Source organism: Ningiella algicola (assembly GCF_028401415.2).
Taxonomy (GTDB): Bacteria; Pseudomonadota; Gammaproteobacteria; order Enterobacterales; family Alteromonadaceae; genus Glaciecola.
In genome coordinates, this window is record NZ_CP171821.2 from 19,766 (window position 1) to 44,836 (window position 25,071).

Below are 25,071 nucleotides of genomic sequence, written 5' to 3' on the forward strand. Positions count from 1 at the left end.
AAATGTTGGAAAATGATAACCCGCCGCAAGGCGGGTTATTTATTTATCTCAAGTGCTTACCGATGTTCTCAGCTTTCATCAATGCTCTTAACTTTGATGCGTTTTCAAGCTTCTGCGTTTTACTTAAGTTTGGCTGATGCAATTCTTCGAAAAGCGAGCGGGCTGGACCTAGGTTTGACTCACTAGAGTGGTATAGGCAATACGCTAAGCTCGATTTAGACATATCAAAGGATAGAGTTTCATTGACAAACAAGGCACGTTTTTGCTTTGTTATGCTTTTTTTAGCCTCTTCTATCGTTTCCTTGTTCTCGAAAGTCAGTAATTCAATTGGGATACTGCGGTATATGCTGGGATTAAATCTCTTCAAGTAATGCATATCTATTGCTTGGGACGCTTTTGCAAGATCGTGTATTGCTTTATAGCTTTCGCTCTCTGAATGCATAAAGTGGCCAGTAACAGCCCCGCTACTAGTGTCTTTCCTATATCCAAGTTTAACAAGGCGAAAGCTGTTTGCTTGCCAGAATTTTACAAGTTTGGGCGTCATCCCAAAGGAAGTGCTTAGGTTTTGCTTTTGATTCTTTGTCTGCAAGAATATCTTTTTCAAACAGCTCAACATCTGTGAACCGATTCCCTGTCCCTGTATTTGAGGATGTACCGCTATTCGATTAATTCTCAAAGTAGGTTCACCAAGGACCTCAGGTATTTGCAAGGCTTGAGCAAGCGCTTGAGCGCTCATATGACCTTGTACTCGTCGTTTACCCATTGCTATGTCAAATCTCAGCTGATTTTCGTAAAACGTGTCAGCCCCACCTTCTTCAATCGTGCAAATTATGCCTACACACTGTGAGTTTTCTATATAAAGCCAAATGTGGTAATCACTTGCGCTCAACATTCTTTGAATGTCATTAGGTGTAGACTGATAGTGAGCGCCCTGCAATAACGAAAAACACTCCCTAAACAGCTTAAAGTCGCCTAAAAGTTCGCTTTTGTTGAGGCAATGTAAACCGTCGGATATATGCAAGGTACTAGTGGGTTGTTCTGCATCAAGCACTGTCAAATTTGGTGAAAATATCGCAGCCATCATGTTTTCAAGTGCGTCGTTATTATCCCACCTGAAAGCTTGATACAAGCGATAGTGTTCAGTTGTATTTATTTGCATTGGCAGCCATCGATAAAGTAAGCCTTTACCACTACCTTCGTAACCGTCCATGGTGCTTGATAAAACGGTGTGGCTGACTTTTTCACAGAGCTTATCGATTAATTCAGGCGCCATAGAGGCAGCTTCGTCAATAAATAGGTATGAATTTTCAGGTATCTGATCGCTTTGGTCAGGCGCATAGCTTTGAATAATATTTGTGTTTTTAATTAAGCTTATTTGAGATGAACTTAAGCTTGAATCTTGCGTGAGAAGCTTGTTCACAACGTCTAAGACAATCTTGGCTTGAGAAGCGGTAGGTGCACAGATAGCGATCTGAGAATCGTCATTTTCGGATTGTATTGTGCCTATTAATACGCGGCGCAGCGCTTCAAAAGCCAAAAAGCCTAGTAGTGTGGATTTTCCTCTTCCACGCGCACCCGTTATTAGGCTATTTGAAATGTGCTTTTCATCCCAAGCCCGTAGTATTTTGTTAAAAATATCTTGTTGTTTTTTACTTAAGGTAAACCCACTTTGCCTTAAACTGGAGGGCGGTGCATCGCAAACATTTTCAAGTGTAAGTTCGGGCTCTGCTTGTGAAGCGACTATTGGAAGAATAGCGCCTGAATCGTCTATCTGTGCAACCTGTGAGTCGCCTAGAAAATGTCCAGACAAAAAACTAGCAAAGACACACTCAGTATGTGCTTCACCGTAACTGAATTTAATGCCTTGGTGACGGGCAAAGTAGCTAGGCCAGTTTGCGAGCTTAGGGCATAGCATCACTAAAAGACCTGAACGTCTGATTAGACCTGAAATTGCAAAAAGCGTATTTGCGACTATTCCGTCCATGCAGTCATATATGACTAGATCGAAGTCTTTTCCGAGTAAGGGTTTGATATGAGATGCTTGTGTAAAGATTACATTGGTATTTGTTTTTACGTAATCACTACCCAGACTACGCTTCGTGTGTTCGTTACCTAGAATCAAACAGCTGTCTAACGAAGTGATGAGCGTTTGTAAAGCGCTGTATTGCCTTGAAGTATTTTTGTAGGCCATTAATAGAAGCTGCCTTGATGACGAGTGACTTCGCCTAATGCTTAGCCAATCACTCAGGTCTTTATCGGATTGTGCTTCATTCATTAACGATATGCGCTATGCTCCTACTAATGAGCATAGTTTAACCTCAATCCCTAATAAGACATAGCGCAGCTTAGGCGCTTTTAAAATGATTGTGCTTTTAAATACTAACTTAGCAACTAAATCAAACAGGAATATGCCATGCGATTTTTATCTCGACGTCTAGTCATGCCAGAGGATTTGAACTATGCCAATTCGCTTTTCGGCGGCAGGGCACTTGCTTGGATTGATGAGGAAGCCGCCATTTACGCAATATGCCAGCTAGAAACCAATTGTCTGGTCACTAAGCACATTGGCGAAATCAGCTTCGAGTCTCCTGCCACTATGGGAGATATTGTAGAATTTGGATTGGCGACAAAAAATGTGGGAACAAGCTCTATCACTGTCACGTGCCTGGTGAGAAACAAAGCGACTAAAAAAACGATATGCCTTGCCGATGATATCGTCTTTGTAGCGGTTGATCCGAAGACTCGACAACCCGTCCCGCACAACAAAACCAAAGAAAGCCTGCTTGAGCAAACTGAAAAAGAAATCCAACAGCTTAATTTGTAAATAATTATCCTTGTCGATTGACAAGGCGACCGCGACTGCTATTATCCAAGCCATCACCAAGGGGTGCGACACGAAAGTGTAGCTGAGATCCATAAGGAAACCCTAATCTACCTGATCCGGTTAGTACCGGCGTAGGAATGGCTGACTTACTCATCTATCACCTGCCGTAATACCGGATCTTTTCACTTAACGAAGAGATCCAATCATGAAAAAGTTAACATCGTTTCCCACAGCAATCGCGCTTTGTACCTCTGTGGCCTGTGCCAGCGCTGTATCGCCCGCAAAAGCTCAATCACAACTTAGCGGCGACAATGAAAACCTAGCGCAAGTTGAACGCATTGTAGTCACCGCAGACCTGTTTGACAGAAGCCTTTACGAATTGCCAGGAAGTAACCTTGTGATTGCCGATGCCTTAATAAAGGCGCGCGAAGCGAGACACATTCAGGACATCGTGAGCGTTATGCCCAACGTCAATTTTACCTCCGGCTCAAGTCGCGGGAAGTTCATCCAAATTCGCGGAATAGGGGAGCGCAGTCAATTTGCAGAGCCTATCAATCCATCTATTGGCTTGCTAATAGATGATATTGATATTTCTGGGTTAGGCTCCCTTGCGACGCTTTTTGATGTGCAGCAGGTGGAGTTGCTATCTGGCCCACAGTCGGTGGCTACCGGCATCTCCAGTCTAGGAGGAGTCATTAAGTTAGTCAGCAATGGTGCTTCGGGTGCTCGTGCAGATGGCCAAAGCGGACGCTTTTTTGCAAGCTACGGCCAGCAAAATGCACTTAACTTAGGTGCAGCTTTTGGCAGCGACATTACAGATACCCTAAGTGCCAGAGTAAGCGCACAAGTCAATCAAGAAGATGGCTTTGTGCAAAATGCCTTTTTAAATCGTGACGATACCAACAATATTGATGAAAAAAGCGCGACTTTATTTCTCTCAAAAGCGCTCAGCGATACCAGCTCACTTTCGCTAAATACCTACTTGTTCGACATAGATAATGGTTACGATGCCTTTTCATTGGACAACGACAATGTGACTCAATCTGACCAGCCTGGTTTTGATAAAAGCGATGCAAAAGCGGCCAGCGTAAAATACCAGTCGGCATTTGAAAATGTTGATGTGCAGGCTACGCTAACGTATTTAGATGGCGAGTTTGATTATGCCTACGATGAAGATTGGACATTCCCGGCCTTTCATCCTTTTAGCTACAGCTCCTTTGACCGATATAATCGTAATGTGACTCGCCAAAGTGCGGATGTGAGAATCAATAGTAACCATAGCGAGACACCTCATCGATGGTTGTTTGGCGCGAGCTACCGAGATGCTGATGAACAGCTTCTGCGTGAATATACCTTTAATGATGGTGATTTTACGAGTCGTTTTGAGCCCTTATCGCTATCATTATATGGACAATATGAATCCCAGCTGTCTGATAGCACGCACGTTGTCGTCGCAGCGCGAATTGAAAATTTTGAAGCTGACTATACCGATTCTGACTTTTTTCAAGAACAGCTTGATGACACACTTTTGGCCGCGTCGGTATCGGTGGACCATGAGCTTAAAACCAATCTCGGTCAATCCATGCTGGTCTATGGCAGTATTTCTCGGGGATATAAAGCGGGTGGGTTTAACTTTGATCAGCGTTTAAGCGCGGATAATCGCACCTTTGCTCCTGAATACAATTGGAATTATGAACTTGGCATAAAAGGCAGCGCATTGGAAAATCGCGCGCGCTATCAAGTTACCGTGTTTTATATGCAGCGCGAAGACGCCCAAGTCAGTGATTTCGCTATATTTGAAAATGTACTGGACGACGGCACCATAGTGACCTCATTCGCTGACGCGGTACGAAATACCGACACGGGCATTAATCAGGGTATTGAAATCACCAGTAGCTTTACGCTCACCAACGATTGGAACCTTAACGCCAACATTGGCTATTTGGATGCGACTTTCGGTGATTACACTAGATTAGATGGCAGCTTTGTTCCCGAGCAAGACCAGGCACAAGCGCCTGATTTTACGCTCTATTTATCCTCTGCTGTCAACATTTTAGATAATTGGCAGTGGTTTGTTGACCTTGATGCAAAAGACGAATTTCGATTTTCAGACGGGCATGAGGAACGAGCACCCTTCACTGTAGTAGTCAACAGCAACTTAAGCTGGCAGTATAACGAGCATTTGGTCAGAATTTGGGTCAAAAACCTGTTTGATCGTGAGGTCTTTACAAGGGGCTTTGGCGGTTTTAGCAATGATCCTCGGGACGAATATGCTTTTGTGGAGCCTTACTTTCAATTTGGTCAGCAGCGCCAACTTGGCGTGAGTTATGAATATCAATTTTAAACAGCTAGCGGGCGCTGTAAATCAAAAAGGAACAAACATGCGATTATTGGTTGAGATATCTTTGTATCCCCTGGCAGAAAAATATGTTGAGCCCATTCTTGAATTTATTGAACGATTAAATACCCACAAAACACTGGAAGTGAAAACCAGTACAACGAACACCTTGGTAGCGGGCGAGTACGAAGATGTCATGCGTATTTTGTGCGCCGAGATGCAGCACACGCATGAAGAAGTAGGGCAAGCTGTATTTGTCTGTAAATTTTTAAATGGCACACATTTGAGTATTGATTAGTCGAAGGTCATCAAGAGGGAGCATTTAGCTTGGAAGCGTTTTTTAGTATTGCCCTTGAACAGTGGCAGCAGCAAAGCATGGCTGAAATATGCGCCGTTGTATTTTCTATCGCATACGTTTGGCTGGCTGCTGAAGAGTCAATACTTTGCTGGCCAGCGGCGCTCATTTCCACAATTCTATTTGCTTATGTGTTTTGGGATGTCAGCTTGTTTTTCCAAATGCTATTGAACATGTATTACGTAATGATGGCTATCATCGGATTTTTGCACTGGCGCAAGGCAAAAGAGGATTTTAACGCCCTGCACATGCCGCTTTCCTTACACCTTATTGTGTTGGGAGGCGGTATCAGTTTAACCTTGGTGACTGTTTTTTTAGCGCAAAGCATCGCTCTGCAATGGTTTGCTTATGACTTGTTAGTCTTGGACGCAGGCATTACGATGTTTTCCTTGCTTACCACCTATCTCACCGTCAAAAAGTACCTCCAGTCATGGATGTACTGGAGTATCATTAACGCGCTAAGTATTTATCTGTTTGCGAGTAATGAGCTTTACTTCACCGTGATATTGATGCTGATTTTAATTTTGCTTGCCTTAAGAGGTTACATCAACTGGTCTCAAGATATGCTAATTCATCGCGAATACGATACGAGTAACCGGTAAAAGATGCTTTCGTTTCACCTTTTGCTTGAATATTGCCTTAAACATATCGCGCTCAACACGCGATCTGGCCAAGTAAAGCTTGAACAAATACCCGGCGGAAGCGTTAATCAAAGCTATTGTTTAACTGCGGGAAATAAACGCTTTTTAGTCAAGCAATTTGCAGGCAAACGCTGGGTGCCTGTAAACAGGCGGGAACTGCTTGAAATACAAACGCGCTTGGCAAAACGTGGCTGTGCGCCTATGCCTTTGCATTTGTCTAACAACAATAAAATTTACCTTGAGCAGTGGATTGAGTTTAATGTGAAGTCTTACGACATCAAGGACAAAATCGATATACTAGCCAGCAGCCTGCAGCGCATCCACAGTTTGGACGTGCATGACTTTCTATCCAGCGTTGACGAGTCAAAGCAGTCAGGGCTCAGTTATGACCAAACCATTAAACAATACACGCTTAATCTACCCAGTCATTGGCAAAAATATCTCAAAAATATTCCTGATCCTGAAAAAAAATGGGCTAAAAAAGCTGATGAGTACAAGCAGGTGTGGAGGGATTATGTCAAACGATATCAATCCGATTTTGTGCTATGTCACAACGACTTGAGTATTGAGCACGTGCTTGACGATACTGGTATGTTTCTCGATTGGGAATATGTCTCTGCGGGATGCCGCTTTTTCGATTTATTAACCTGCATTCTCGCCAATCAGTTTGACCAAGGGCAAGCTGATGACTTAATACGTCGTTATATTGAATTATCTGATTATCACAGAAGTGAAGTGCACCAGCGCGTGGCGATATTGCAACCTTTGGTTATTTTTACCCATCAACTTTGGTGGCGCGCTTCGCAAGCTCGGTGAAAATTATGCTTTATTTCTTCACCGCGCTCGCTATAATGCAAGCGAATTTAGGGGTGTAGTTCGAATTGGTAGAACAGCGGTCTCCAAAACCGATGGTTGGGGGTTCGAGTCCCTCCACCCCTGCCACTTATCTTCAAATAGTCGCGTTGTGAATGCATATCGAAACTAAAACACTATCGATACTACAAGCGATGGGCATTGATGTTTATCATCACAGTGCCTCCGTTGCTGATGAACAGGATGCCGATACAGCGCCTCAAGCACCAGCAGCCGATTCAGACACACCTTCACATGCAGCGATATCTCAAAAGTCCTGGTTCCCAGATTTGATAGCATTGCTCAAGCTTGATGTTCAGCAATGTAAGTTTAGTGATACTGCACCGATATCTTTCGACTCAGTCACCAAGAGTCTTGTGTTGCCTGCTACACTTGCTGTTGACGATGCAAAACTCAAACGAGAAATCTGGGATGCAATAAAGGGCGAGTTAGACGAGCTTGCTTAAGCTCGACTCACAGCTGTGATGAGCAATCACCCAAAAAGCGGCGTCAATACCGTATCTTCTTTAAGCGCCGAACTGTCTTTTATTAATCCGTCTGATGCCAGCGGCCAACAAATTGAAGATGCATATCAGCTGTTTTGCACACACCGCGAAAACCCTTGGCAGTTTCCCTTGTTTGAGCGCTCAATCACTACCATATTCTCACTGCTATTGACGACACAGCAACAAGCTCATGCTAAGGGCAAAGTTATCGCCTATGTGATGGTTAGCAGTGTATTGGATGAAGCTGAAATTGAGGATGTCTGTGTATCCACAGCCTATCGAAAGCGAGGCTTTGCAAGTGCTTTGTTGCAGGCGCTTGTAGAGAAGCTGCAAGAGGCAAATATGCGTTGCGTGCACCTAGAGGTGCGCCAGAGCAATAAAGCCGCCCAAGCGCTTTATTCCCGTATGGGGTTTCAATTGTGCGGGCAACGCGCAAACTACTACGTCAGCGAACAAGCGGTTGAAAAAGATACCGCAAGCAAAGAAACCGCATTAGTCTATCGCTTGGACGTGTGATTTTGGCTTTTTAATCATCGCACCAACTGAAAGCATGATAAGTGCAAGTCCAACTGCATGATAATAGGTAAAGGCCTCACCCAGCCAAAATACCGCCAACACGGATGTTAGAGCAGGGCCGCAAGTGCCCACAATGCTCGTTCGCTCAGGTCCAATTTTATGAATTGCTTCGGCGACAAGCAGAGAAGGAATAACCGTGCAGAAAAAGGCGATAGCCGCGCAAATAAGATAGGCCTCGGTGCTCACACTCAGAGAAGACAATGCCTGGGTCGCCGTAAAGTAGATGAATATAGCAATGCTTGCCGCTATCATCGCAAAACTGGTGAACACCTGAGAGCCAATTTTACTCATAATAGGCTTACTCCAAAGCACATATATTGAAAATGCAATGGCACTTAAAAACACTAACGAGGTGCCAAGTGCAACTTCACTGCCAAGGGTTGTAAGATCATGTCCGAATATCAGTAAAATTCCTAAGTAAGACATCCCTAAAATTATCCATATGTTTTTGGGCAATTTAGTCTTAAAAAATACATAAGACATGATCACAACAATCGTTGGAAAGCAAAACAACACGACGCGTTCAAGCTGTGCACTGATGTATTGTAAGCCCAGTAAATCTAAATAACTTGCGACGAAATATCCCAGAACACCCAGCACAGCAACAGGCAGTAAATGATTTACATACACACTGCGTTTATCTTGGTTACGCATCCAATGAAGCCCTATCACGCCTAAATAAAACGGCGCGGCAAACAGCATTCTTAGGGTTATCACCTGCTCACTGCTTAGGTCTATCTCGTAGGCGAATTTTATCAGTATGGGTTTGAGTGAAAACATGAAGGTACCGGCTAAAGCAAGTAAAATACCGCTGAACAAACTGTCGTTAATTGTGGATTGAGACTGCAAAAATATCTTCCTGGCTAATAAAAGTGTTGATTGGCGATAGGTGTGTCTAATGCCTACCTTTAAAATTGTTGGGTGTAAGTGTATAGTAGCGCGCCGTTAACAGCATACAGCAAAATGAAGAGGCTTAAAGCATGAGTCGCAGCGATATCCTTGGTGAGATTGATAAGCGAAGAACCTTCGCAATTATCTCTCACCCAGATGCGGGTAAAACTACTATTACTGAGAAAGTCTTATTATTCGGAAACGCGCTGCAGGTTGCGGGCACTGTGAAGGGCAAAAAGTCAGGTCAGCATGCCAAATCAGACTGGATGGAGATGGAAAAAGAGCGGGGGATATCGGTAACTACCTCGGTCATGCAATTTCCTTATCATGAGCACTTAGTTAATTTGCTCGACACTCCCGGGCACGAAGACTTTTCGGAAGATACCTACCGTACGCTGACCGCTGTAGATTCATGCTTGATGGTCATTGATGCTGCAAAAGGTGTGGAAGACAGAACCATTAAGCTAATGGAAGTCACTCGCCTTCGCGATACACCCATCATCACGTTTATGAACAAGCTGGATCGAGATACTCGAGACCCAATCGATTTGCTCGACGAAGTAGAGGATGTACTTAAAATCAAATGTGCACCCATTACTTGGCCCATTGGAATGGGTAAAGAATTTAAAGGTGTGTATCATATACTCCGCGACGAGACGGTCTTGTACAAGAGCGGTCAAGGGCACACTATTCAAGATAAAAGGATTATTAAGGGCTTAGATAATCCAGAGCTTGACGAAGCCATAGGGAGCTATGCAGAAGAACTGCGCGAAATGCTCGAGTTAGTGCAGGGCGCATCACATGAGTTTGAGCTGGATGCCTTTTTAAAGGGTGAGCTAAGCCCAGTATTTTTCGGCACGGCTTTAGGTAATTTTGGTGTTGATCATATGCTCGACGGCCTGGTTGAATGGGCGCCTAAGCCGCAAGGGCGCGCAACTGACAAAGATGAGTTCGTTAACGCAGATTCAGATAAGTTCTCAGGCTTTGTATTTAAGATTCAAGCGAACATGGATCCTAAACACAGAGATCGCATTGCTTTTTGCCGTATTGTATCTGGTAAATACGAAAAGGGCATGAAGATGCGTCATACCCGCATCAATAAAGACGTGCGAATTTCAGACGCGCTGACGTTTTTAGCCGGTGACAGAGCACTATTAGAAGAGGCATATGCAGGTGATATCATAGGCCTGCATAACCATGGCTCTATGCGAATTGGCGATACCTTTACCCAAGGCGGCGACTACCGCTTCACCGGGATTCCAAATTTTGCGCCGGAACTGTTCAAACGCATCCGTTTGCGAGATCCGCTTAAGCAAAAGCAACTTTTAAAAGGGCTGATACAGCTTTCAGAGGAAGGTGCCGTTCAGGTGTTTAGACCGCTCATCAATAACGACTTGATTGTGGGTGCGGTGGGCGTGCTTCAGTTTGACGTTGTCGTTGCTCGCTTGAAAGCTGAATACAATGTAGATGCCATGTATGAACACATCAACGTAGCTACCGCGCGCTGGGTGTACGGTGATGAGCGTAAAGTCGACGAATTTAAGCGTAAGGCGGAGGCAAACTTAGCGTATGACGGTGCTGATAACTTGACATACATCGCGCCTACAATGGTGAATTTGTCCCTATCGCAAGAGCGCTATCCAGACATCACTTTTGCTGCAACGCGCGAGCAGTAGCTTAGATAACAAAAATTTAGTAGAGAAATCCGCAATGTTGATACAGTCAGTTTTAGCTGAACGATTTACCCACGCCTTAGCCTCTCTGGGCCTAGAAAATGCGCCCGTGCCTATCAGCAAAAGCACGCGCTCAGAGTTTGGCGAATATCAATTTAATGGTGCAATGGCATTAGCAAAACAGCTGAAAAAGAAGCCACGTGATATTGCTCAAGATATACTGGACGCGGTTGAGCTCGGTGATTTAACGGAAAAATGTGAAATTGCTGGTCCTGGGTTTATCAACATTCATTTGTCGCGCGATTGGCTCGGCAAACAAGCACTGCACGCTCTTGCTGACGCGCGATTAGGCGTTAGCCTCCAAGAGCAGCAAAAAGTGGTTGTTGACTACTCCTCTCCCAATTTAGCCAAAGAAATGCATGTTGGGCATTTACGCAGCACGATTATTGGTGATGCCGTCGTCAAAGCCCTCGAGTTTTTAGGGCATAAGGTGATTCGACAAAATCACATGGGTGACTGGGGTACACAATTTGGTATGTTACTGGCGCACTTGAGCGACCAATTAGATTCCCATAGCAACACACAAGCCCATCGTGCGCTTTCCGATTTAGAGGACTTTTATCGAGCAGCGAAAGTGCGTTTTGACGAAGAAGAGGACTTTGCTGACAGAGCGCGCGAATACGTGGTCAAGCTACAAGGAGGCGACGCAGATTGCCTCAAGCTTTGGGAGCGGTTTATTGATATATCCATTTCACATAGCGAACAGGTGTACAAGAAGCTCAATGTGTCGCTGACGCGTGAAGACGTGATGGGCGAAAGTGCATACAATCCTGATTTACCGCAACTAGTCGAAGATTTGTTAGAACGCGGTATAGCGGTGGTTGATCAGGGCGCTACCCTTGTTTTTATTCCTGAAATGGCAGACAAAGAAGGCAATCCTGCGGTGTATATTATACAAAAATCGGGTGGTGGATTTTTATATGCCACGACCGATTTAGCAGCCATTCGATACAGATGCGGCACCTTAAACGCCGACCGCACGCTAATTTTTACCGATGCCCGTCAAGCCTTACACTTCAAACAAACCGAAATTGTTGCCAGAAAAGCGGGCTACATGCCCCAAGCCCATCAATACCAGCATTGCCCCTTTGGCATGATGTTGGGAAAAGATGGCAAACCCTTTAAAACCCGAACGGGCGGCACAATCAAGCTGTGTGATCTGCTTGATGAGGCCATTGAACGCGCCAGTAGATTGCTTAGCGAACGCGAGCTTGAGCAAAACGAAGGCAATGCCAATTCACAAATTGCGAAAACCGTTGGCATTGGCGCCGTCAAATATGCTGATTTAAGTAAAAACCGCACGACGGATTACATTTTTGATTGGGACACCATGCTGAGTTTTGAGGGGAATACAGCTCCATATCTTCAATATGCGTACACCCGTATTCGCAGTATTTTTAGAAAAGCTGACTTAGACATGGATAAAGTCACCGGAGCCACATCTATATTCATCGAGAATGACGCTGAACATGCCCTTTGTGTAAAGCTACTTCAGTTTGAAGAGGTTTTGCAGTCGCTTGCTAGCGAAGCAAGTCCGCATATTCTGTGCACCTATGTGTATGAACTGGCCAGCGCGTTTATGCGTTTTTATGAGGCAAGTCCAATCTTAAAACAAGGCGTGAGTGAAGCAACCAAGCAGAGCCGACTATGTTTGGCGGCGCTTAGCGCTAAAACTATTCGCCAAGGTTTAGACATTCTTGGCATTGAAACACTTGAGCATATGTAAATAGACTTGAACGTAAGTTAGCAAGATAGCGTAATGATATTGTAAATTAATAACGCTCTGCTAACTCATCAGATTTAAGGAAGCTCAATGTCAAAAATACTTGCTTTTGCCGGTTCCGGCCGCAAACATTCTTACAACTTTGCCGCAGTAAAAGCCGCTGCCCAAGGCGCACGCGATGCGGGCGTGGAAGTCACGGTAGTAGATATGTCCGAATATGCGGATATCCCAATTTTTACCGAAGACTTGGAAGCTGAACATGGCATGCCTGAAAAAGCGAAGGCATTGAAAGAATTACTTAAAAGCCACGACGCCTTTTTAATTGCAAACCCCGAATATAATAGCGGCTACAGTGCCTTATTTAAGAATGTTATTGACTGGGCCTCTCGCAAAGAAGAAGGTGAAAAGCCGCTTGAAGCATTTAAAGGTAAATTCGCAGCATTGATAGCCGCATCACCGGGTGGGCTTGGCGGCATAAGAGTGCTCGTGCCCGTGCGTTTACTGCTTAGTAATATTGGTGTGAACGTGTTGGGAGACCAGCTTGCAATTAGCGGGGTTGGTAATCTAGTTAATGAGCAATACGAAATATCTGACGAGGCAACCCTCAAAAAGCTTAATAGGATTGGCTCCCAACTAGCGAGCATGCTCTAGCTAACAGCTGTTTCAAGGCGCTCTGCTATTACAGAAAATAGGAAAAGATAGAGCGCTGCTTCTTATCTATTGTGCAGGTTCAATAGTTATTTACATTTATACCAAAGCTTCAAAATTCTTTCTTGTCGCGTACATTGAATGTTGTTAATCTCCATCGTGTTGTATTTACACGGAGCGTTAAAGTGATTTTAGCAGTACCTTCTTTCTCGAGCGCGAGTCAGCGCATAAACACCCGCAAATTGTTTTCCATCCTCTTAGTGTGCATGTCCTTTGCTTTTATTTAAGGCTGTAGTTCGACAAACAAAGCATCCACCGTGCAAACTCTTCAGAGCAATGAAGCGAACGCAGGTACAAAGGTTTTACTCATGCCTTTGGATGTTGAACTGTCCGTTTTGACTGCAAGCGGCATGACTGAGCTTAATGCTGAATGGACTGAAAATGCGAAAAATCATATGCACGAAGCGATAAGCTCACATTTGGACGCTAAAGACATTCAGATGATGCAGTATCTTTCAGAAACCAACGACATTGATTCAGTTCAAGTTCAGCTTGAAAAGTTGCATATGGCTGTTGGTTATAACGTGCTATTTCATCATTTTGGCCCAGTTCCTTTACCAAATAAAAACAAGGAATTCGATTGGACTATGGGCGAGTCTGCCAAAGTTCTCAAAGAGGAGACAGGAGCAGACTATGCCATGTTTGTCTTTGTTCGCGACAGCTACGCCAGCGGCGGTAGAGTTGCTATGCAAATTGGGATGGCCTTGCTGGGTGTTGGTGTTCAAGGCGGCACGCAAATTGACTTTGCTTCGGTCGTTGACCTCAACACCGGTGATTTAGTGTGGTTCAACAGACTAATAAGCACAACAGGCGATTTACGCGAATTAGCCCCTGCCACACAAACTGTTACTAACCTGCTCGATACTTTACCTGCGCCAAACTAGGTAAAAAAGTGCCTCAACCAACGAGGCACTTCCAGCCAACAGCAAAGGCATAAGTAAGGGATAGTTATTATGCGTATCAAAAAATTATTCGCACTAGTGATTTTATTGAGCCTACCGATTGCGCACAGTAAATCAGCTAATTTAAGCGTAACACCTCGACTGGATGTGAACTATAAGCCAGAACTTCACACTGATGAGGGCGGTTTTTGGTACAAAGTAGAGCAGCTTGAGTTTGAGACGCAGCGTTCTCCTCACCGAGTGACCGATCCACTAATTAATGATTACTTAAGTCAATTGGTTTGTAATTTGGCAGGAGAGTATTGCTCGAGCATACGTGTGTATTTAATTGATAATCCTCATTTTAATGCGTCAGTGTATCCTAATGGTATGATGCATGTGCACACAGGTTTGTTGTTGCGTTTGGACAATGAGGCGCAGTTAGCGGCTATTTTGGGTCACGAAATCGGCCATTTTCTCATGACACATCAATTAATGCGTTATCGAAGTGCACGAGATTCCAGTGCGCTTGCGACTTTTATCGATATTGGTTTAGCTGGATTAACAGGTGTTTATGGGCTTGCAACGCTTGGCATGGCAAGTGCCAATATGAGTTTTAGTCGGGAGCATGAGTATGAGGCCGACTTAATTGGTATCGAGCTGATGGCAAACATCGGATATTCACCGCAAGAAGCTGCAAGGGTCTGGGAGCAGGTTAAACTCGAACGTGAGGCCGATAAAAGTAAAGAGGCTTCAAGCGTTTTCTGGTCGACTCATCCACCTTCAAAAAGTCGAGCGAAGAAACTAAGCGAAGCGGCAGTAAAGCTTGTCGAACAGTTCCCAAATGCAGAGATACTTAATCAAGAGCGTTACATCAATCAGATTAAGATGATTTATGCCGACTCAATGGCCAATCATATTAATTTGCAAGAGTATGAGCAAACTGAGCTATTGATTGCAAAACACAAAAGCTTGGGTTTCCCTGTTGGGCTTACGCACTTTTTTGCAGGCGAACTGCATAGAATGCGCGCGCAAGAGGGTGATGCACAAAAGGCGATCGATTTTTATCTGCGCGCTGCTGAGAGTGAAAGTACCCCCCAGAGACTTTTAAACATTTGGGTTACATGCATTTAAAAGGTGAGCAAAACAAAAAAGCACTTGAGCACTTTGACGAATACTTGCAACGACACCCCGAGGCAAGTGATAAAGCAATGATTGAATATTATATTAATACATTAAGGTAAATGAATGAGAGTTTTATTTTTAACAATGGTTTGTATCTTTCTTGCATCTTGTGCAAGTTATAAGCTTGTTGGCAAAACACCGGTGTCTGTAAAGGGTATGCAGGTTACTCCCCAATTTCACTGGAATAAGGCGCCAAATGCGCCGGGCAAAAATGCAGAGGTCTGGACGATGGACGGACATCAGTTAAATGAGCTGATATTTGTTGGCGAGTTGGAAAGTGGCAAGCCCATGTTCTCATCAAGAAGTAAAGAGCTACCAATGCCGAGTTTCAAAGCTGGCATGCTACCCAATGAGTTAGAAAGTCTTGTTTCAACTTCCGTGCGAAACTTGCTTGGAGGTGAGTCAGAGGTTTCGGTAAGCAATTTAAGACCCATGCCGGTCAATGGGCAAATGGGCTTCCGCTTTAACATGGATTTTTACACCGCTGATGGTCTTGCAAAACGAGGGGATGTTTTGATACTGGAAAGTGGTGAAAAGCTATACAGCATGATTTTGATCGCCACAAAGCTTCATTATTTTGATAGTTTATCGCCAGAGTTTGAGAATATGGCGAACTCACTAAAGATTTAATCTTAACTTTGTGTGCAAGATGTGGGTCACCAAAAAGCGATGCTTGTGCATCGCTTTTTGCATAAGTTGAAAATGTCAGCTACTACAATATCGGTCGATAGCGAGCGGCACTGATAATTGACCAAATATGCGCAATTAAACCTATCGGCCACATGAAAATGAGAATGACCGTTGCTGAAAGAGCATAACAACCTGCTGCCACTACAAAAAACAAGAGTGCGGCTAAAATTCTGCCCTGTACTAACTGCCCTAAACCGGGAATGAAAAAACTACATACTGCGGCAATTACGTTTCCGCCTGAGCCTTGTCCGGCCATATTATTACTCCGTTTCGCTGTTTGAATTGCTTTTACTATACAATATTGCATCAGGTCATCGCATACAAGCGGATACTTGTTACAAGCATGGGCTATTTGTAACATCGTGTAAAAACATCACTTTACTGTTAAATCTTCCCGTCTTTCGTTACACTCTGCATCTTTAAATTTAGACCCAAATGTTCACAAATAAGGCTTATCAAATACATGTTCGAAGTTAATCCCATCAACAATGCCATTGCCGATATTCGAGAGCGATCTAATTCGCTTCGGGGGTATCTTTGACTACGACCAAAAAGTTGAGCGCTTAGAAGAAGTTAGCCGAGAACTAGAAGATCCTGATGTGTGGAATAAACCTGAATATGCTCAGGCCTTAGGCAAAGAAAAGAATAGCTTAGAGATGGTCGTCCAGACTATTAAGACGCTTGAGCAAGGTACCGAAGATGTAGAGGGCTTAGTTGAGCTAGCGGTTGAAGCCGAAGACGAGGAGACATTTGAGGAAGCACAAAACGAGCTGAAGTCGCTAATTGTCGCACTCGAAAAGCTCGAATTTAGACGTATGTTCAGCGGTCCAAATGACCAAAGTGGCGGCTATATCGATATTCAGTCTGGCTCTGGTGGAACTGAAGCGCAAGACTGGGCGAACATGCTGCTTCGCATGTATTTGCGATGGGGTGAAGAGAACGGGTTTAAAACTGAATTGATAGAAGTATCAGATGGTGATGTGGCGGGCATTAAAAGTGCGACGATTAAGTTTACCGGCGAATATGCATTTGGTTGGCTTCGCACCGAAACGGGCGTTCACCGATTAGTGAGAAAGTCTCCATTTGACTCAGGTAATCGTAGACATACTTCGTTTGCATCTGCCTTTGCATACCCTGAAGTTGACGATGATATTGATATCGATATCAATCCCGCAGATTTGCGCATTGACACTTATCGGGCATCCGGCGCGGGCGGTCAGCATGTAAACCGAACCGATTCCGCTGTACGTATTACGCATTTACCTACTAACACCGTGGTGCAGTGTCAAAACGACCGTTCACAGCATAAGAACAAAGACCAAGCTATGAAACAGCTCAAAGCCAAGCTATACGAGCTAGAGCTGCAAAAGCAAAATGCGGAAAAACAAGTCATGGAAGATAATAAGTCTGATATTGGCTGGGGCAGTCAAATACGCTCCTATGTGCTCGATGATTCGCGGATCAAAGACTTGAGAACTGGGGTAGAAACGCGTAATACCCAGGCCGTGTTGGACGGTGATTTAAACAAATTCATTATTGCCAGCTTAAAGTCTGGCTTGTAGGAACACACGAAGCTTGTAGGGGTGTAAATCCAAAGCGCCTATAAACCTTAATTTTATTTTTAGGAAGATTCATGACAGAGCAAGTGCAAGACGAAAACAAATTGATCGCAGAACGACGAGCTAAGCTCGACGAAATAAGAAAGGACTGCGATTCAAATGGTTTTCCGAATCAATTTCGCCGTGACCATTATGCCCAAGATATTCAGAATGAGTTTGGTGAGTTTGATAAGCAAAGCCTTGCTGACAATCCTCGCTATATGACCATCGCAGGCCGGGTAATGGCTAAAAGGGGACCTTTCTTATTATTGCAAGACATGACTGGCCGTATTCAAGCTTATGCTGATAAAGGCGTGCAAAAAGACATTAAGGCGACATACGGCAGCCTCGATATAGGCGACATTATTGGCGTTTCGGGTCAGCTACACAAATCGGGCAAAGGCGATTTGTATGTCAATATGGAGCGTTATGAGTTATTGACCAAAGCGCTTCGCCCCCTACCAGAAAAATTCCATGGCTTAGCGGATCAAGAAACTAAGTATCGACAGCGTTACGTGGACTTGATCACCAATCCAGAAACACGCCGCACCTTTGAAATTCGCAGTCAAATTGTTAATGGAATCCGTCAGTTTTTAACTGAGCGCCGTTTTATTGAAGTGGAAACACCAATGCTGCAGGTTATTCCAGGCGGTGCGACGGCAAAACCATTTGTGACCCATCATAACGCGCTTGATATCGAAATGTACTTACGCATCGCCCCTGAGCTCTATCTGAAGCGACTAGTCGTAGGCGGCCTTGAACGAGTGTTTGAGATTAACCGTAATTTCAGAAATGAAGGTTTGTCGACACGGCATAATCCTGAGTTCACTATGCTTGAGTTCTATCAATCCTATGCAGACTACAACGATTTGATGGATTTGACCGAAGAAATGCTGCGCGATTTAGCACAAAAAGTCTTGGGCAGCACAGAGGTTCGCAATACTCAGAAAAACGCGGACGGCGAGATAGTGAGTGAAACGATTTATGATTTTGGTAAACCTTTCGCACGATTAACCATGGCCGACGCGATTTTGAAATATTGGCCAGACGCGAATGAGGCGGCCATAAAAGATCCTGAAAATCACTTAAGCGAGATGAAGGCTATGGCAAAACAGCTTCATATCAAAGAGCCTGAAGTGGATGGTATTTGGGGGGCAGGTAAGTACTTGTGCGAGATATTCGAAGCCACTGCTGAAGAAAAGCTCGACCAACCGACCTTTATTACTGAATACCCTTGGGAAGTGTCTCCATTAGCCAGGCGCAATGATAAAAACGCATTCGTCACCGACAGATTTGAGTTTTTTGTGGGCGGTCGCGAGCTGGCAAACGGCTTCTCAGAGTTAAATGATCCTGAAGACCAAGCTGCGCGCTTCAAAAAGCAGGTTGAAGAAAAAGACGCAGGAGATGATGAAGCCATGCACTTTGATGACGACTACATCACCGCGCTCGAATACGGCTTGGCACCAACCGCAGGCGAGGGCATTGGCATCGACCGCTTGGTCATGTTGTTTTCAGATAGTCCTAGCATAAAAGACGTTATTCTATTTCCACATATGCGCCCCTTAGCACAGGACTAGGCGCATTCTTATGTCTTCATACCGAGTTAGTATTTGATATTGGCTCGGTTGATAGCTTCAAATGTGTTCTCATATCTTTAGCTCTTTGCGTTTTTTAAAGGGCAATCAAAAAAAAGCACAAATTTAATTTTCTTCGCAACTTAATCAAATTCTTGGCGTAAAGCTTTAATGTTGAGTCTGACACGGTAGTGGTCTTGTTATGCACAACACCTTATTTAATTAACGGAGATGATTCATGGCTATTTTTAATAAGTCTTGTGCTTTCAAAGCGTTTAAACCAGCATGTTTAGTCTTTCTAAGCGGGCTGTTTAGTGCTCAGTTACAAGCCGCCCCTATTGTATTTTCAGATGTAAGTTCAAACGCAAATTTCGGTGACACCATCAGCGCTTTTCAAGCTGCATTGGGTGACCCAAACAATGGCAATGCGCCCGGCCCATTTTCTGAAGGTCGAAGGCAAATTAACTGGGACGCAGGTATTGTACCCTTCGACATGCCTGCGGACTTTTTTAACAATCCCGCTTTTCCACCAACTCGCGGCGCGGTATTTAGTAATAGCAACGACAACGAGTTTAGAGTCAGTAATGACGGTATCGATAACGAATTTGATACCTTCAATGCAGACAACCCAGATCAATTCGAAACCTTTAGTGCGCCGCGTTTGTTTACGCCAGTTGGCACTAATTCCTTTGACGTAAACTTTTTTATCCCTGCAGACAGCACGCCTGCAACCGTAAGCGGGTTTGGCGCAATATTTAGCGATGTGGATATATTTGGCAGCACCGTAGTGGATTTATTCGATATCAATGACAACTTGCTGAGCTCTCATACCGTTGAAACTAACTCTGAAGGCTTATCGTTCCTTGGTGTGTTTTTTGATGATTTAATCGCCCCTATATTTCGCGTTAACATCACTGCCGGTAATACCGATATTGGCTTAGGCTTAGCGGATGATACGGCCGCAGGCATCGATTTAGTGGTGCTTGACGACTTATTCTACTCAGAGCCTCAAGCGGCCGTAGTATCTGCACCTACGACAATAGCGCTGTTGTCAGCAAGCTTGTTATTGCTGATATCACGTCGTAAAACTAAATCTAACGCTTTTTAAACCAGGTCCTTTAATAGCGCATATCGATCTCGCGCTATAAGTCCAGCGGGCATTCTTTTTTGGAATGCCCGCTTTTTTTGGGTTTTGTCATAGCAAGAAAACAATGAAAAACTTAAGTGTGCTGCAACCTTCGCGTTTCGTTGGCGTAAATTTTTATATGAAAGGACATAAGCTAACACTTCACAACGGGTGGCTATCATGAAAATCTCTAATATCGTTTTAACAGCAGCTACAGTGCTCGCGCTAACGGCAACTGCTTATTGTTTTATCGGATTGTTTGGTGCATCTAGTGCGCAATCCATTGAATTAGGGAAGGGCGCAGCAGAAGCGTTGAGCATCAACGCTGTTGGCTCCGATGCAGGTAAGAGTGTGATTCACCCTTCTTATTTCTATTTAGGTTTGCTGCTTGTCTTAGCCTTCGCATTAGTATGGGACGACAAGGATGAGATTAAGGCCATGCGTAAAAGAAACAAGAAACGTTAAGATCCAATGTTAGAATTGACCCAGTAAGTCGTTCGCTTGTTTTTCAAAGCGCTTTTGACGTTTATGCGCCCAGATACACCAAATCACGGAAAATAAGGTAATGAAGGCAGACGAAATAAGTATATTATCAATTTTTTCGTCAACATTTGCTCTTTCAACGACATGAACATACGTCATAGCGCCTATCGCTAGAGGCGTGACCATCCAGCCAACATGTTTATTGATCTGTGCTATCAGAGCGTTGTTTTTGTACTGTTTGATTAACGATGAAACGTACTTATTCGTGTCTTGTGCGTTACCAAACGCGCCTTGCCATCGCAATTTGACAAAATATCCGACCATAATGAGGCTTGAGAGAAATACGAAGCCTATGAAGATTTTCAGGACAAGACTTAAATTGAGGTCGACGAAAACAAACAGTAAAAATGGCGTCAAGCTCAATATATCTGAGGCCATATAAACACGTTGCTTGATCTTTTGTGAATTCGCCTGACGTTTAATTTCATTGATGTCAACAGTATGGGCCGGTTGCGATTGCCATAGTTTGCTTAAGTCATCTGCCTCAGTATCGTTCGGGATTTGCTTATTCACGATGTAAATTCCCCATCAACTGCTTTTTGATCCTATTGATCATTACACCCACATTGCTCTTGCTCAAACCCGTGACCTCCGCAATTTCTTCATAGCTTAAGCCCTCTAGAAACAAGGTAATGACTTGTCTTGAGCTGATATTGAGCTCTCGTATGGCCTCAAGCATTTTTTCTGCCGCTTGATTTCTGATTATCTGAGTTTCAGGCAGGTTTTGTTTGCCTAGTCGTTGACTATCTGATGAGGCAAGGTCGTCAGTAATATCGTCAGTTTTCCTAATCCGCTTTGCTTCACTGTTTACGTGCGTGATGCATCGGTTATGGGCTACTCGCAAAATATAGGTTTTGAGACTAGCATTCCCTTCAAAGCGTTGTAAGCTCTGCCATATAGCTACGCAAATTTCCTGATACAGCTCCTGTTGAACACTTAAATTTGCCTCGTAACCGCTCGCAACGCGCGACAGCAGCGGGCCATATTCATCCATGACTTGTTCAAACGAGGGTTTCAATCTTTCGCCTTTGGCCTATTGAGTCAGACATCTACATATATAACCTGAATCCTATCTAAGAAACGGTACTGAGTGTTAAAAATAGATTAAAATATGTAAAACACATGCTTGCACCATTTCTTAAACAGGATTCCGGTTATATAGTCGCGCTTTTATCATTATTATTACAAGATTTATTAAATCATTCACGATTCAATGATAATTTTTGTAATAAGTTTGCATTCGTTCAGACTACTTATATGAGACCCAATCAATTTTAAGCAGGTTATATATTGATAATTAAGAGAGGACGTTATGATAGATTATAAAGTAATCCTAATACTGACTTCGTTAGTCGCCTTGTACCTTAGCTTGCGAATACTGGATAAAAAATACCAGACAAGCTTTATTGCTTGGTTCAATGGAGAGGTATCAACGCCATTGAAGCGAAGTATATCTGCAAGCACAGAATCTTCAGCTTATTTCGATCACATGTTTTCGTCTGAAAGTGGCTACTCGGAAAGTGATGGATCAAGCACGTTCCCAGATGGTACTAAGGCAGATAGTCTTTTTAAAGAGAATCAAATTCTGAAAAAGGAGATGAATAGTCTGCGCGAGAGAATTGTCATATTAGAAAGGATTGTGACAGAGCCGCGATATGAACTTGAGCGAGAAATCTCCAAACTGTAAGCCAAACCGGTCATTTGCTGTATTGCATTTTGTGCTCTAATTTTAATCATGTATTGTAACTATAGTGTACAGACCCTAGCGTTTATTGATGGAGAGAAAATGTATCGTTACTTTTTGGTTTTAATTCCTGCGCTGGTGCTAGCGTCAACATCATCTGCATATGAAACTGCTGCAAACCAAGACTTTACGCTTCAAGAGTGCGACACCGTTGAATGCCAACGTAGCTTCAGAGAGGCATTCAATTTCGCGCGATACGGAAGCGTAGCCGCTATGAATTTGGTGTCGGTGATGTATGCTGAGGGTTATGGTACCGAGCGCAGTATGAAGAAATCGGCGCAAATGCTAAGGCGCGTTGCAAGGATTGAAGGTGGGGTATTTGACGTCAAATATGCGCTACTTCAATTAACCGGTCATGGGGTTAATCAAGATATGCAAGAGGGACTAGAGACGCTAAGACAATCTGCTGAAGATGGCGTAGCCATTGCTTCATATTATCTTGGGCTGTTTTATTCTGTCGGTGAATTTGTTGAAGTAGATTTAACTAAGGCGCGCGAGTATCTATCGTATGCATCTGAACAAGGTGTTCGAGGCGCGCGTGATCTACTCACCATTATTGAGGGTGCACAGTCTGCTTCGCCAAGCACAGCCAATCGCGACGAAATCCAACAGCACAGCGCTGAACCTAGCGCTAACACAAATGCGAAAACAAATAATGTAAACGTTTCAAGCTCTTTACCGCGCGCATTCGACGATTCTGTCGAGCGCATTACGGTCGACGGCCCTTCAGCAGAAGAAACAGTCGAGCTTGTGTTAAACTACTTATCTCAGTCTCGCCTTTACACTAGCGGTGGAAGCTCCCGTTTTGCATTTGGTCACTGCTTGCGTTTGAGACGTTGTGAGCGTGTCATTACAGACCCCCGAGAATTTGGTGGAGTCTTACCCTTACCCATTAGACGAGACTAAGCTTTCGACGTTATCGAGTGTATGTACGCATACAACTGTTCAATAATGGGAAGCGATATGTGCTTTTCGTGCGCAATCTTAATAATCGTTCCCAAAATCCCGTCTATTTCTGTCTGTCGAGCGCATTTGTCTCCATTGCTTTGCTTAGCATTTTGAGTGCTATATAAATCTTGATACATGGAGCAATAATTATCTTTCGTAAGTTCAATCACATCGTCTATGTGCTCACTCAGCTTGTCCAAATCTAGCGCTAGACAAAGCGCAGAATATACCGAAAACACCTCTGCTTTCACCGCCTCGATTTCATTATGATATGCGCGTATTTCACCGTTACGACATCGATACTTTGCGCATAAAGGGTTAATGACCGCATTTACCGCAAGCTTTCGATAAAGGCTGAGTTCAACGTTGTCATCCCATATGCCGCTGGGGTGAGCGTTAAGGATTGCATTGACGGGTGCATGACCAGATAAGGGCAGTTCACCACGTCCAGCGTGAACCATTCCTATGCGCAGCTCACCCCTAGCATTAACGCGAATACGCCCATTCTCTTGTTTAACAATGGCGTCGGTTGTGCTGCCAGCATAAATACGATTATCCGGAAAGGCTTTGATAAGTTTTTTATGCCCCCCAAAGCCATTTTGCAAAAGGATAATATCGGTATGAGATGCCAGCTTGCTAAGGCTGGTGATAAGATCATCAAGGCTGTAATATTTTACCGGAATGATTAGCGCATCTAATTTTGCAAACGCCAGGCCGTCTGCAATGCCAGATGCATTGAGAGGGATGCTTTTTTCTATTGCGTGATGTTTGTCATCGCGAGTGAGAAATACATAATCAATATTGGCTTGGTTTTTTAGGTCAAAAAGTTTAGCCAAACCTTGTCCAATGGCGCCATGACCGACAATTCCGACGCGGTAATTTTGTTTCGCACCCTCAAGGCGGCGTGCCTTTGCGGGCTGCCGCGGCCAGTCTAGTTGCCATGGCTGACGCCAAGTATTGGGCAATGCCTGCAAAGCAGAATTACTGAGCATGTCATCAGGCGGTGAACAGACGATTTCTATGAGCTCTCCATTGTAATCAAACTTTAGGGCATAACTGTGTAGATGAAGTCGCTGAGCATCAGTACCTTTGTAACGTTTGTCACCTAAAATAGGTGCACTGATTGATTTCAAAGCCACTCTTATTTGATGCGTTTTACCGGATAAAGGTTTGCACAAGTAAGCTCTCAGACCCTTACCAACCGAGGATGACACAAATTGCGTGATCGCGGGGTGGTTTCGGGTTTTCGTTAACTTGTATGCACCGTTACGTGCTTTTTGCATATCTCCTATGATACTACCCTGTTTTTTCTTCGCTTTACCATCACTCAGGGCAATATAGTATTTTTGTATCTTGCGCGTTTCAAACAACTTTCCAATTAGCGCTGCGCTTTTAGGGTTTTTGGCAAGCAGTAAGCAGCCGCTGGTGGGCGTGTCTAGACGATGACACAAGTGAAATCGATGCCCTAATTGCGTTTGTAACACGTCAAGAATGGCAAAATTTTCATGATCAGAATCTGATTGCGATATAGCGTGCATTCCAACACCGCTTGGTTTGTTAACCACAACGAAGTCTTGATGCTGGTAAACAACGGGAATATGTGGAGGGCGCATGTTAATGGTATGAAGATTTAAG

Annotated in this window: 25 protein-coding genes, 1 tRNA gene and 1 riboswitch; of the genes, 20 read left to right on the top strand and 6 right to left on the bottom strand. The window is 44.0% G+C overall.

All coding sequences use genetic code 11. From position 1 onward, the window contains the following. Positions 1-43 precede the first annotated feature (43 nt). Complete coding sequence (locus tag PN836_RS00090) at positions 44-2,275, bottom strand: GNAT family N-acetyltransferase (protein ID WP_395342148.1); 2,232 nt, start codon at positions 2,273-2,275, stop codon at positions 44-46. 138 nt (positions 2,276-2,413) lie between these two features. Between PN836_RS00090 and PN836_RS00095 the strand changes: the two genes are divergently transcribed. From PN836_RS00095 to rimI, 8 genes are all read left to right on the top strand, one after another. Next, positions 2,414-2,824 carry an acyl-CoA thioesterase gene (locus PN836_RS00095; protein ID WP_395342150.1) on the top strand — a complete coding sequence of 137 codons (411 nt, stop codon included), beginning with the start codon at positions 2,414-2,416 and terminating at the stop codon, positions 2,822-2,824. A 49-nt stretch (positions 2,825-2,873) separates the two neighbouring features. Further along, positions 2,874-2,980, top strand: a riboswitch (TPP riboswitch). 49 nt (positions 2,981-3,029) lie between these two features. After that, positions 3,030-5,168 (top strand): TonB-dependent receptor, encoded by a 2,139-nt coding sequence (locus PN836_RS00100; RefSeq protein WP_395342152.1) that lies wholly within the window; start codon positions 3,030-3,032, stop codon positions 5,166-5,168. Between the two features lie 37 nt (positions 5,169-5,205). Then, the gene (locus tag PN836_RS00105) at positions 5,206-5,460 is read left to right on the top strand and encodes a YkoF family thiamine/hydroxymethylpyrimidine-binding protein (RefSeq protein ID WP_395345376.1); all 255 of its coding nucleotides are present in this window, start codon (positions 5,206-5,208) and stop codon (positions 5,458-5,460) included. A 29-nt stretch (positions 5,461-5,489) separates the two neighbouring features. After that, positions 5,490-6,119, top strand: a complete 630-nt coding sequence (pnuC, locus tag PN836_RS00110) for a nicotinamide riboside transporter PnuC (RefSeq protein ID WP_395342154.1) — start codon at positions 5,490-5,492, stop codon at positions 6,117-6,119. A gap of 3 nt (positions 6,120-6,122) precedes the next feature. After that, entirely contained in the window at positions 6,123-6,974 is an 852-nt protein-coding gene (locus tag PN836_RS00115) for a phosphotransferase (protein WP_395342156.1), read from the top strand. 49 nt (positions 6,975-7,023) lie between these two features. Next, a tRNA-Trp gene (locus PN836_RS00120) sits at positions 7,024-7,100 on the top strand. A gap of 26 nt (positions 7,101-7,126) precedes the next feature. Further along, positions 7,127-7,477 carry a hypothetical protein gene (locus tag PN836_RS00125; protein ID WP_395342159.1) on the top strand — a complete coding sequence of 117 codons (351 nt, stop codon included), beginning with the start codon at positions 7,127-7,129 and terminating at the stop codon, positions 7,475-7,477. Positions 7,478-7,495: 18 nt separating this feature from the next. Beyond that, complete coding sequence (gene rimI, locus PN836_RS00130; protein WP_395342161.1) at positions 7,496-8,032, top strand: ribosomal protein S18-alanine N-acetyltransferase; 537 nt, start codon at positions 7,496-7,498, stop codon at positions 8,030-8,032. Here the strand turns inward: rimI and PN836_RS00135 are convergent. Continuing rightward, a complete protein-coding gene (locus tag PN836_RS00135; protein WP_395342164.1) occupies positions 8,009-8,941 on the bottom strand; it encodes a DMT family transporter in 933 nt (310 codons plus the stop codon). The genes rimI and PN836_RS00135 overlap by 24 nt on opposite strands. Positions 8,942-9,072: 131 nt before the next feature. Between PN836_RS00135 and prfC the strand changes: the two genes are divergently transcribed. From prfC to PN836_RS00165, 6 genes are all read left to right on the top strand, one after another. Continuing rightward, positions 9,073-10,659, top strand: a complete 1,587-nt coding sequence (gene prfC / locus PN836_RS00140; protein WP_395342165.1) for a peptide chain release factor 3 — start codon at positions 9,073-9,075, stop codon at positions 10,657-10,659. A gap of 34 nt (positions 10,660-10,693) precedes the next feature. After that, on the top strand, positions 10,694-12,442 hold the full coding sequence (gene argS, locus PN836_RS00145; RefSeq protein WP_395342168.1) for an arginine--tRNA ligase: 1,749 nt from the start codon (positions 10,694-10,696) through the stop codon (positions 12,440-12,442). Positions 12,443-12,529: 87 nt separating this feature from the next. Beyond that, positions 12,530-13,090: an NADPH-dependent FMN reductase gene (locus tag PN836_RS00150; protein ID WP_395342169.1), complete on the top strand. Its 561-nt coding sequence runs from the start codon at positions 12,530-12,532 to the stop codon at positions 13,088-13,090. Positions 13,091-13,404: 314 nt separating this feature from the next. Next, the gene (locus tag PN836_RS00155; protein WP_395342171.1) at positions 13,405-14,031 is read left to right on the top strand and encodes a hypothetical protein; all 627 of its coding nucleotides are present in this window, start codon (positions 13,405-13,407) and stop codon (positions 14,029-14,031) included. A gap of 69 nt (positions 14,032-14,100) precedes the next feature. Continuing rightward, complete coding sequence (locus tag PN836_RS00160; RefSeq protein ID WP_395342173.1) at positions 14,101-15,162, top strand: M48 family metallopeptidase; 1,062 nt, start codon at positions 14,101-14,103, stop codon at positions 15,160-15,162. A gap of 114 nt (positions 15,163-15,276) precedes the next feature. Next, positions 15,277-15,843 (top strand): hypothetical protein, encoded by a 567-nt coding sequence (locus tag PN836_RS00165; RefSeq protein ID WP_395342175.1) that lies wholly within the window; start codon positions 15,277-15,279, stop codon positions 15,841-15,843. 82 nt (positions 15,844-15,925) lie between these two features. Here the strand turns inward: PN836_RS00165 and PN836_RS00170 are convergent, their stop codons facing one another. Next, positions 15,926-16,159 (bottom strand): hypothetical protein, encoded by a 234-nt coding sequence (locus PN836_RS00170; RefSeq protein WP_395342176.1) that lies wholly within the window; start codon positions 16,157-16,159, stop codon positions 15,926-15,928. A 207-nt stretch (positions 16,160-16,366) separates the two neighbouring features. Here PN836_RS00170 and prfB point away from each other — a divergent pair. The 4 genes from prfB (at position 16,367) to PN836_RS00190 (ending at position 20,666) form a co-directional block, all read left to right on the top strand. Further along, positions 16,367-17,465 (top strand): peptide chain release factor 2 gene (gene prfB / locus PN836_RS00175; RefSeq protein ID WP_395342177.1). Its coding sequence is split into 2 segments (ribosomal slippage): positions 16,367-16,441 and positions 16,443-17,465, totalling 1,098 coding nucleotides; the frame shifts between segments, so codons are not numbered across the junction. Between the two features lie 71 nt (positions 17,466-17,536). Then, a complete protein-coding gene (gene lysS / locus PN836_RS00180; protein WP_395342179.1) occupies positions 17,537-19,078 on the top strand; it encodes a lysine--tRNA ligase in 1,542 nt (513 codons plus the stop codon). Between the two features lie 235 nt (positions 19,079-19,313). Beyond that, positions 19,314-20,183 carry a hypothetical protein gene (locus tag PN836_RS00185; RefSeq protein WP_395342181.1) on the top strand — a complete coding sequence of 290 codons (870 nt, stop codon included), beginning with the start codon at positions 19,314-19,316 and terminating at the stop codon, positions 20,181-20,183. Positions 20,184-20,381: 198 nt separating this feature from the next. Further along, a complete protein-coding gene (locus PN836_RS00190; RefSeq protein ID WP_395342182.1) occupies positions 20,382-20,666 on the top strand; it encodes a hypothetical protein in 285 nt (94 codons plus the stop codon). A gap of 9 nt (positions 20,667-20,675) precedes the next feature. On the opposite strand, the gene PN836_RS00195 is transcribed toward PN836_RS00190, so the two are convergent. Together PN836_RS00195 and PN836_RS00200 are read right to left on the bottom strand one after the other, a co-directional pair. After that, positions 20,676-21,257, bottom strand: a complete 582-nt coding sequence (locus tag PN836_RS00195) for a hypothetical protein (protein ID WP_395342184.1) — start codon at positions 21,255-21,257, stop codon at positions 20,676-20,678. Further along, positions 21,250-21,762 (bottom strand): RNA polymerase sigma factor, encoded by a 513-nt coding sequence (locus PN836_RS00200; protein WP_395342185.1) that lies wholly within the window; start codon positions 21,760-21,762, stop codon positions 21,250-21,252. The genes PN836_RS00195 and PN836_RS00200 overlap by 8 nt, the downstream gene beginning before the upstream one ends. Before the next feature lie 294 nt (positions 21,763-22,056). Between PN836_RS00200 and PN836_RS00205 the strand changes: the two genes are divergently transcribed. Next, positions 22,057-22,431, top strand: a complete 375-nt coding sequence (locus tag PN836_RS00205; protein WP_395342187.1) for a hypothetical protein — start codon at positions 22,057-22,059, stop codon at positions 22,429-22,431. A gap of 99 nt (positions 22,432-22,530) precedes the next feature. After that, on the top strand, positions 22,531-23,394 hold the full coding sequence (locus PN836_RS00210) for a tetratricopeptide repeat protein (RefSeq protein WP_395342188.1): 864 nt from the start codon (positions 22,531-22,533) through the stop codon (positions 23,392-23,394). On the opposite strand, the gene PN836_RS00215 is transcribed toward PN836_RS00210, so the two are convergent. Beyond that, positions 23,391-25,049 (bottom strand): TIGR01621 family pseudouridine synthase, encoded by a 1,659-nt coding sequence (locus PN836_RS00215; protein ID WP_395342190.1) that lies wholly within the window; start codon positions 25,047-25,049, stop codon positions 23,391-23,393. The two genes, PN836_RS00210 and PN836_RS00215, sit on opposite strands and share 4 nt — an antisense overlap. Positions 25,050-25,071: the final 22 nt, after the last annotated feature.

Excerpts from the sequence above, each read along its gene's own strand:
- PN836_RS00160 (WP_395342173.1), top strand. The coding sequence starts at position 14,101 with ATGCGTATCAAAAAATTATTCGCACTAGTGATTTTATTGAGCCTACCG.
- lysS (WP_395342179.1), top strand. The coding sequence starts at position 17,537 with ATGACAGAGCAAGTGCAAGACGAAAACAAATTGATCGCAGAACGACGA.
- PN836_RS00190 (WP_395342182.1), top strand. The coding sequence starts at position 20,382 with ATGAAAATCTCTAATATCGTTTTAACAGCAGCTACAGTGCTCGCGCTA.
- PN836_RS00165 (WP_395342175.1), top strand. The coding sequence starts at position 15,277 with ATGAGAGTTTTATTTTTAACAATGGTTTGTATCTTTCTTGCATCTTGT.
- PN836_RS00100 (WP_395342152.1), top strand. The coding sequence starts at position 3,030 with ATGAAAAAGTTAACATCGTTTCCCACAGCAATCGCGCTTTGTACCTCT.
- PN836_RS00215 (WP_395342190.1), bottom strand. The coding sequence starts at position 25,049 with ATGCGCCCTCCACATATTCCCGTTGTTTACCAGCATCAAGACTTCGTT.
- PN836_RS00115 (WP_395342156.1), top strand. The coding sequence starts at position 6,123 with ATGCTTTCGTTTCACCTTTTGCTTGAATATTGCCTTAAACATATCGCG.
- PN836_RS00150 (WP_395342169.1), top strand. The coding sequence starts at position 12,530 with ATGTCAAAAATACTTGCTTTTGCCGGTTCCGGCCGCAAACATTCTTAC.
- rimI (WP_395342161.1), top strand. The coding sequence starts at position 7,496 with ATGAGCAATCACCCAAAAAGCGGCGTCAATACCGTATCTTCTTTAAGC.
- PN836_RS00205 (WP_395342187.1), top strand. The coding sequence starts at position 22,057 with ATGATAGATTATAAAGTAATCCTAATACTGACTTCGTTAGTCGCCTTG.
- PN836_RS00095 (WP_395342150.1), top strand. The coding sequence starts at position 2,414 with ATGCGATTTTTATCTCGACGTCTAGTCATGCCAGAGGATTTGAACTAT.
- prfC (WP_395342165.1), top strand. The coding sequence starts at position 9,073 with ATGAGTCGCAGCGATATCCTTGGTGAGATTGATAAGCGAAGAACCTTC.
- PN836_RS00170 (WP_395342176.1), bottom strand. The coding sequence starts at position 16,159 with ATGGCCGGACAAGGCTCAGGCGGAAACGTAATTGCCGCAGTATGTAGT.
- PN836_RS00105 (WP_395345376.1), top strand. The coding sequence starts at position 5,206 with ATGCGATTATTGGTTGAGATATCTTTGTATCCCCTGGCAGAAAAATAT.
- argS (WP_395342168.1), top strand. The coding sequence starts at position 10,694 with ATGTTGATACAGTCAGTTTTAGCTGAACGATTTACCCACGCCTTAGCC.
- PN836_RS00185 (WP_395342181.1), top strand. The coding sequence starts at position 19,314 with ATGGCTATTTTTAATAAGTCTTGTGCTTTCAAAGCGTTTAAACCAGCA.
- PN836_RS00210 (WP_395342188.1), top strand. The coding sequence starts at position 22,531 with ATGTATCGTTACTTTTTGGTTTTAATTCCTGCGCTGGTGCTAGCGTCA.
- PN836_RS00090 (WP_395342148.1), bottom strand. The coding sequence starts at position 2,275 with ATGAATGAAGCACAATCCGATAAAGACCTGAGTGATTGGCTAAGCATT.
- PN836_RS00125 (WP_395342159.1), top strand. The coding sequence starts at position 7,127 with ATGCATATCGAAACTAAAACACTATCGATACTACAAGCGATGGGCATT.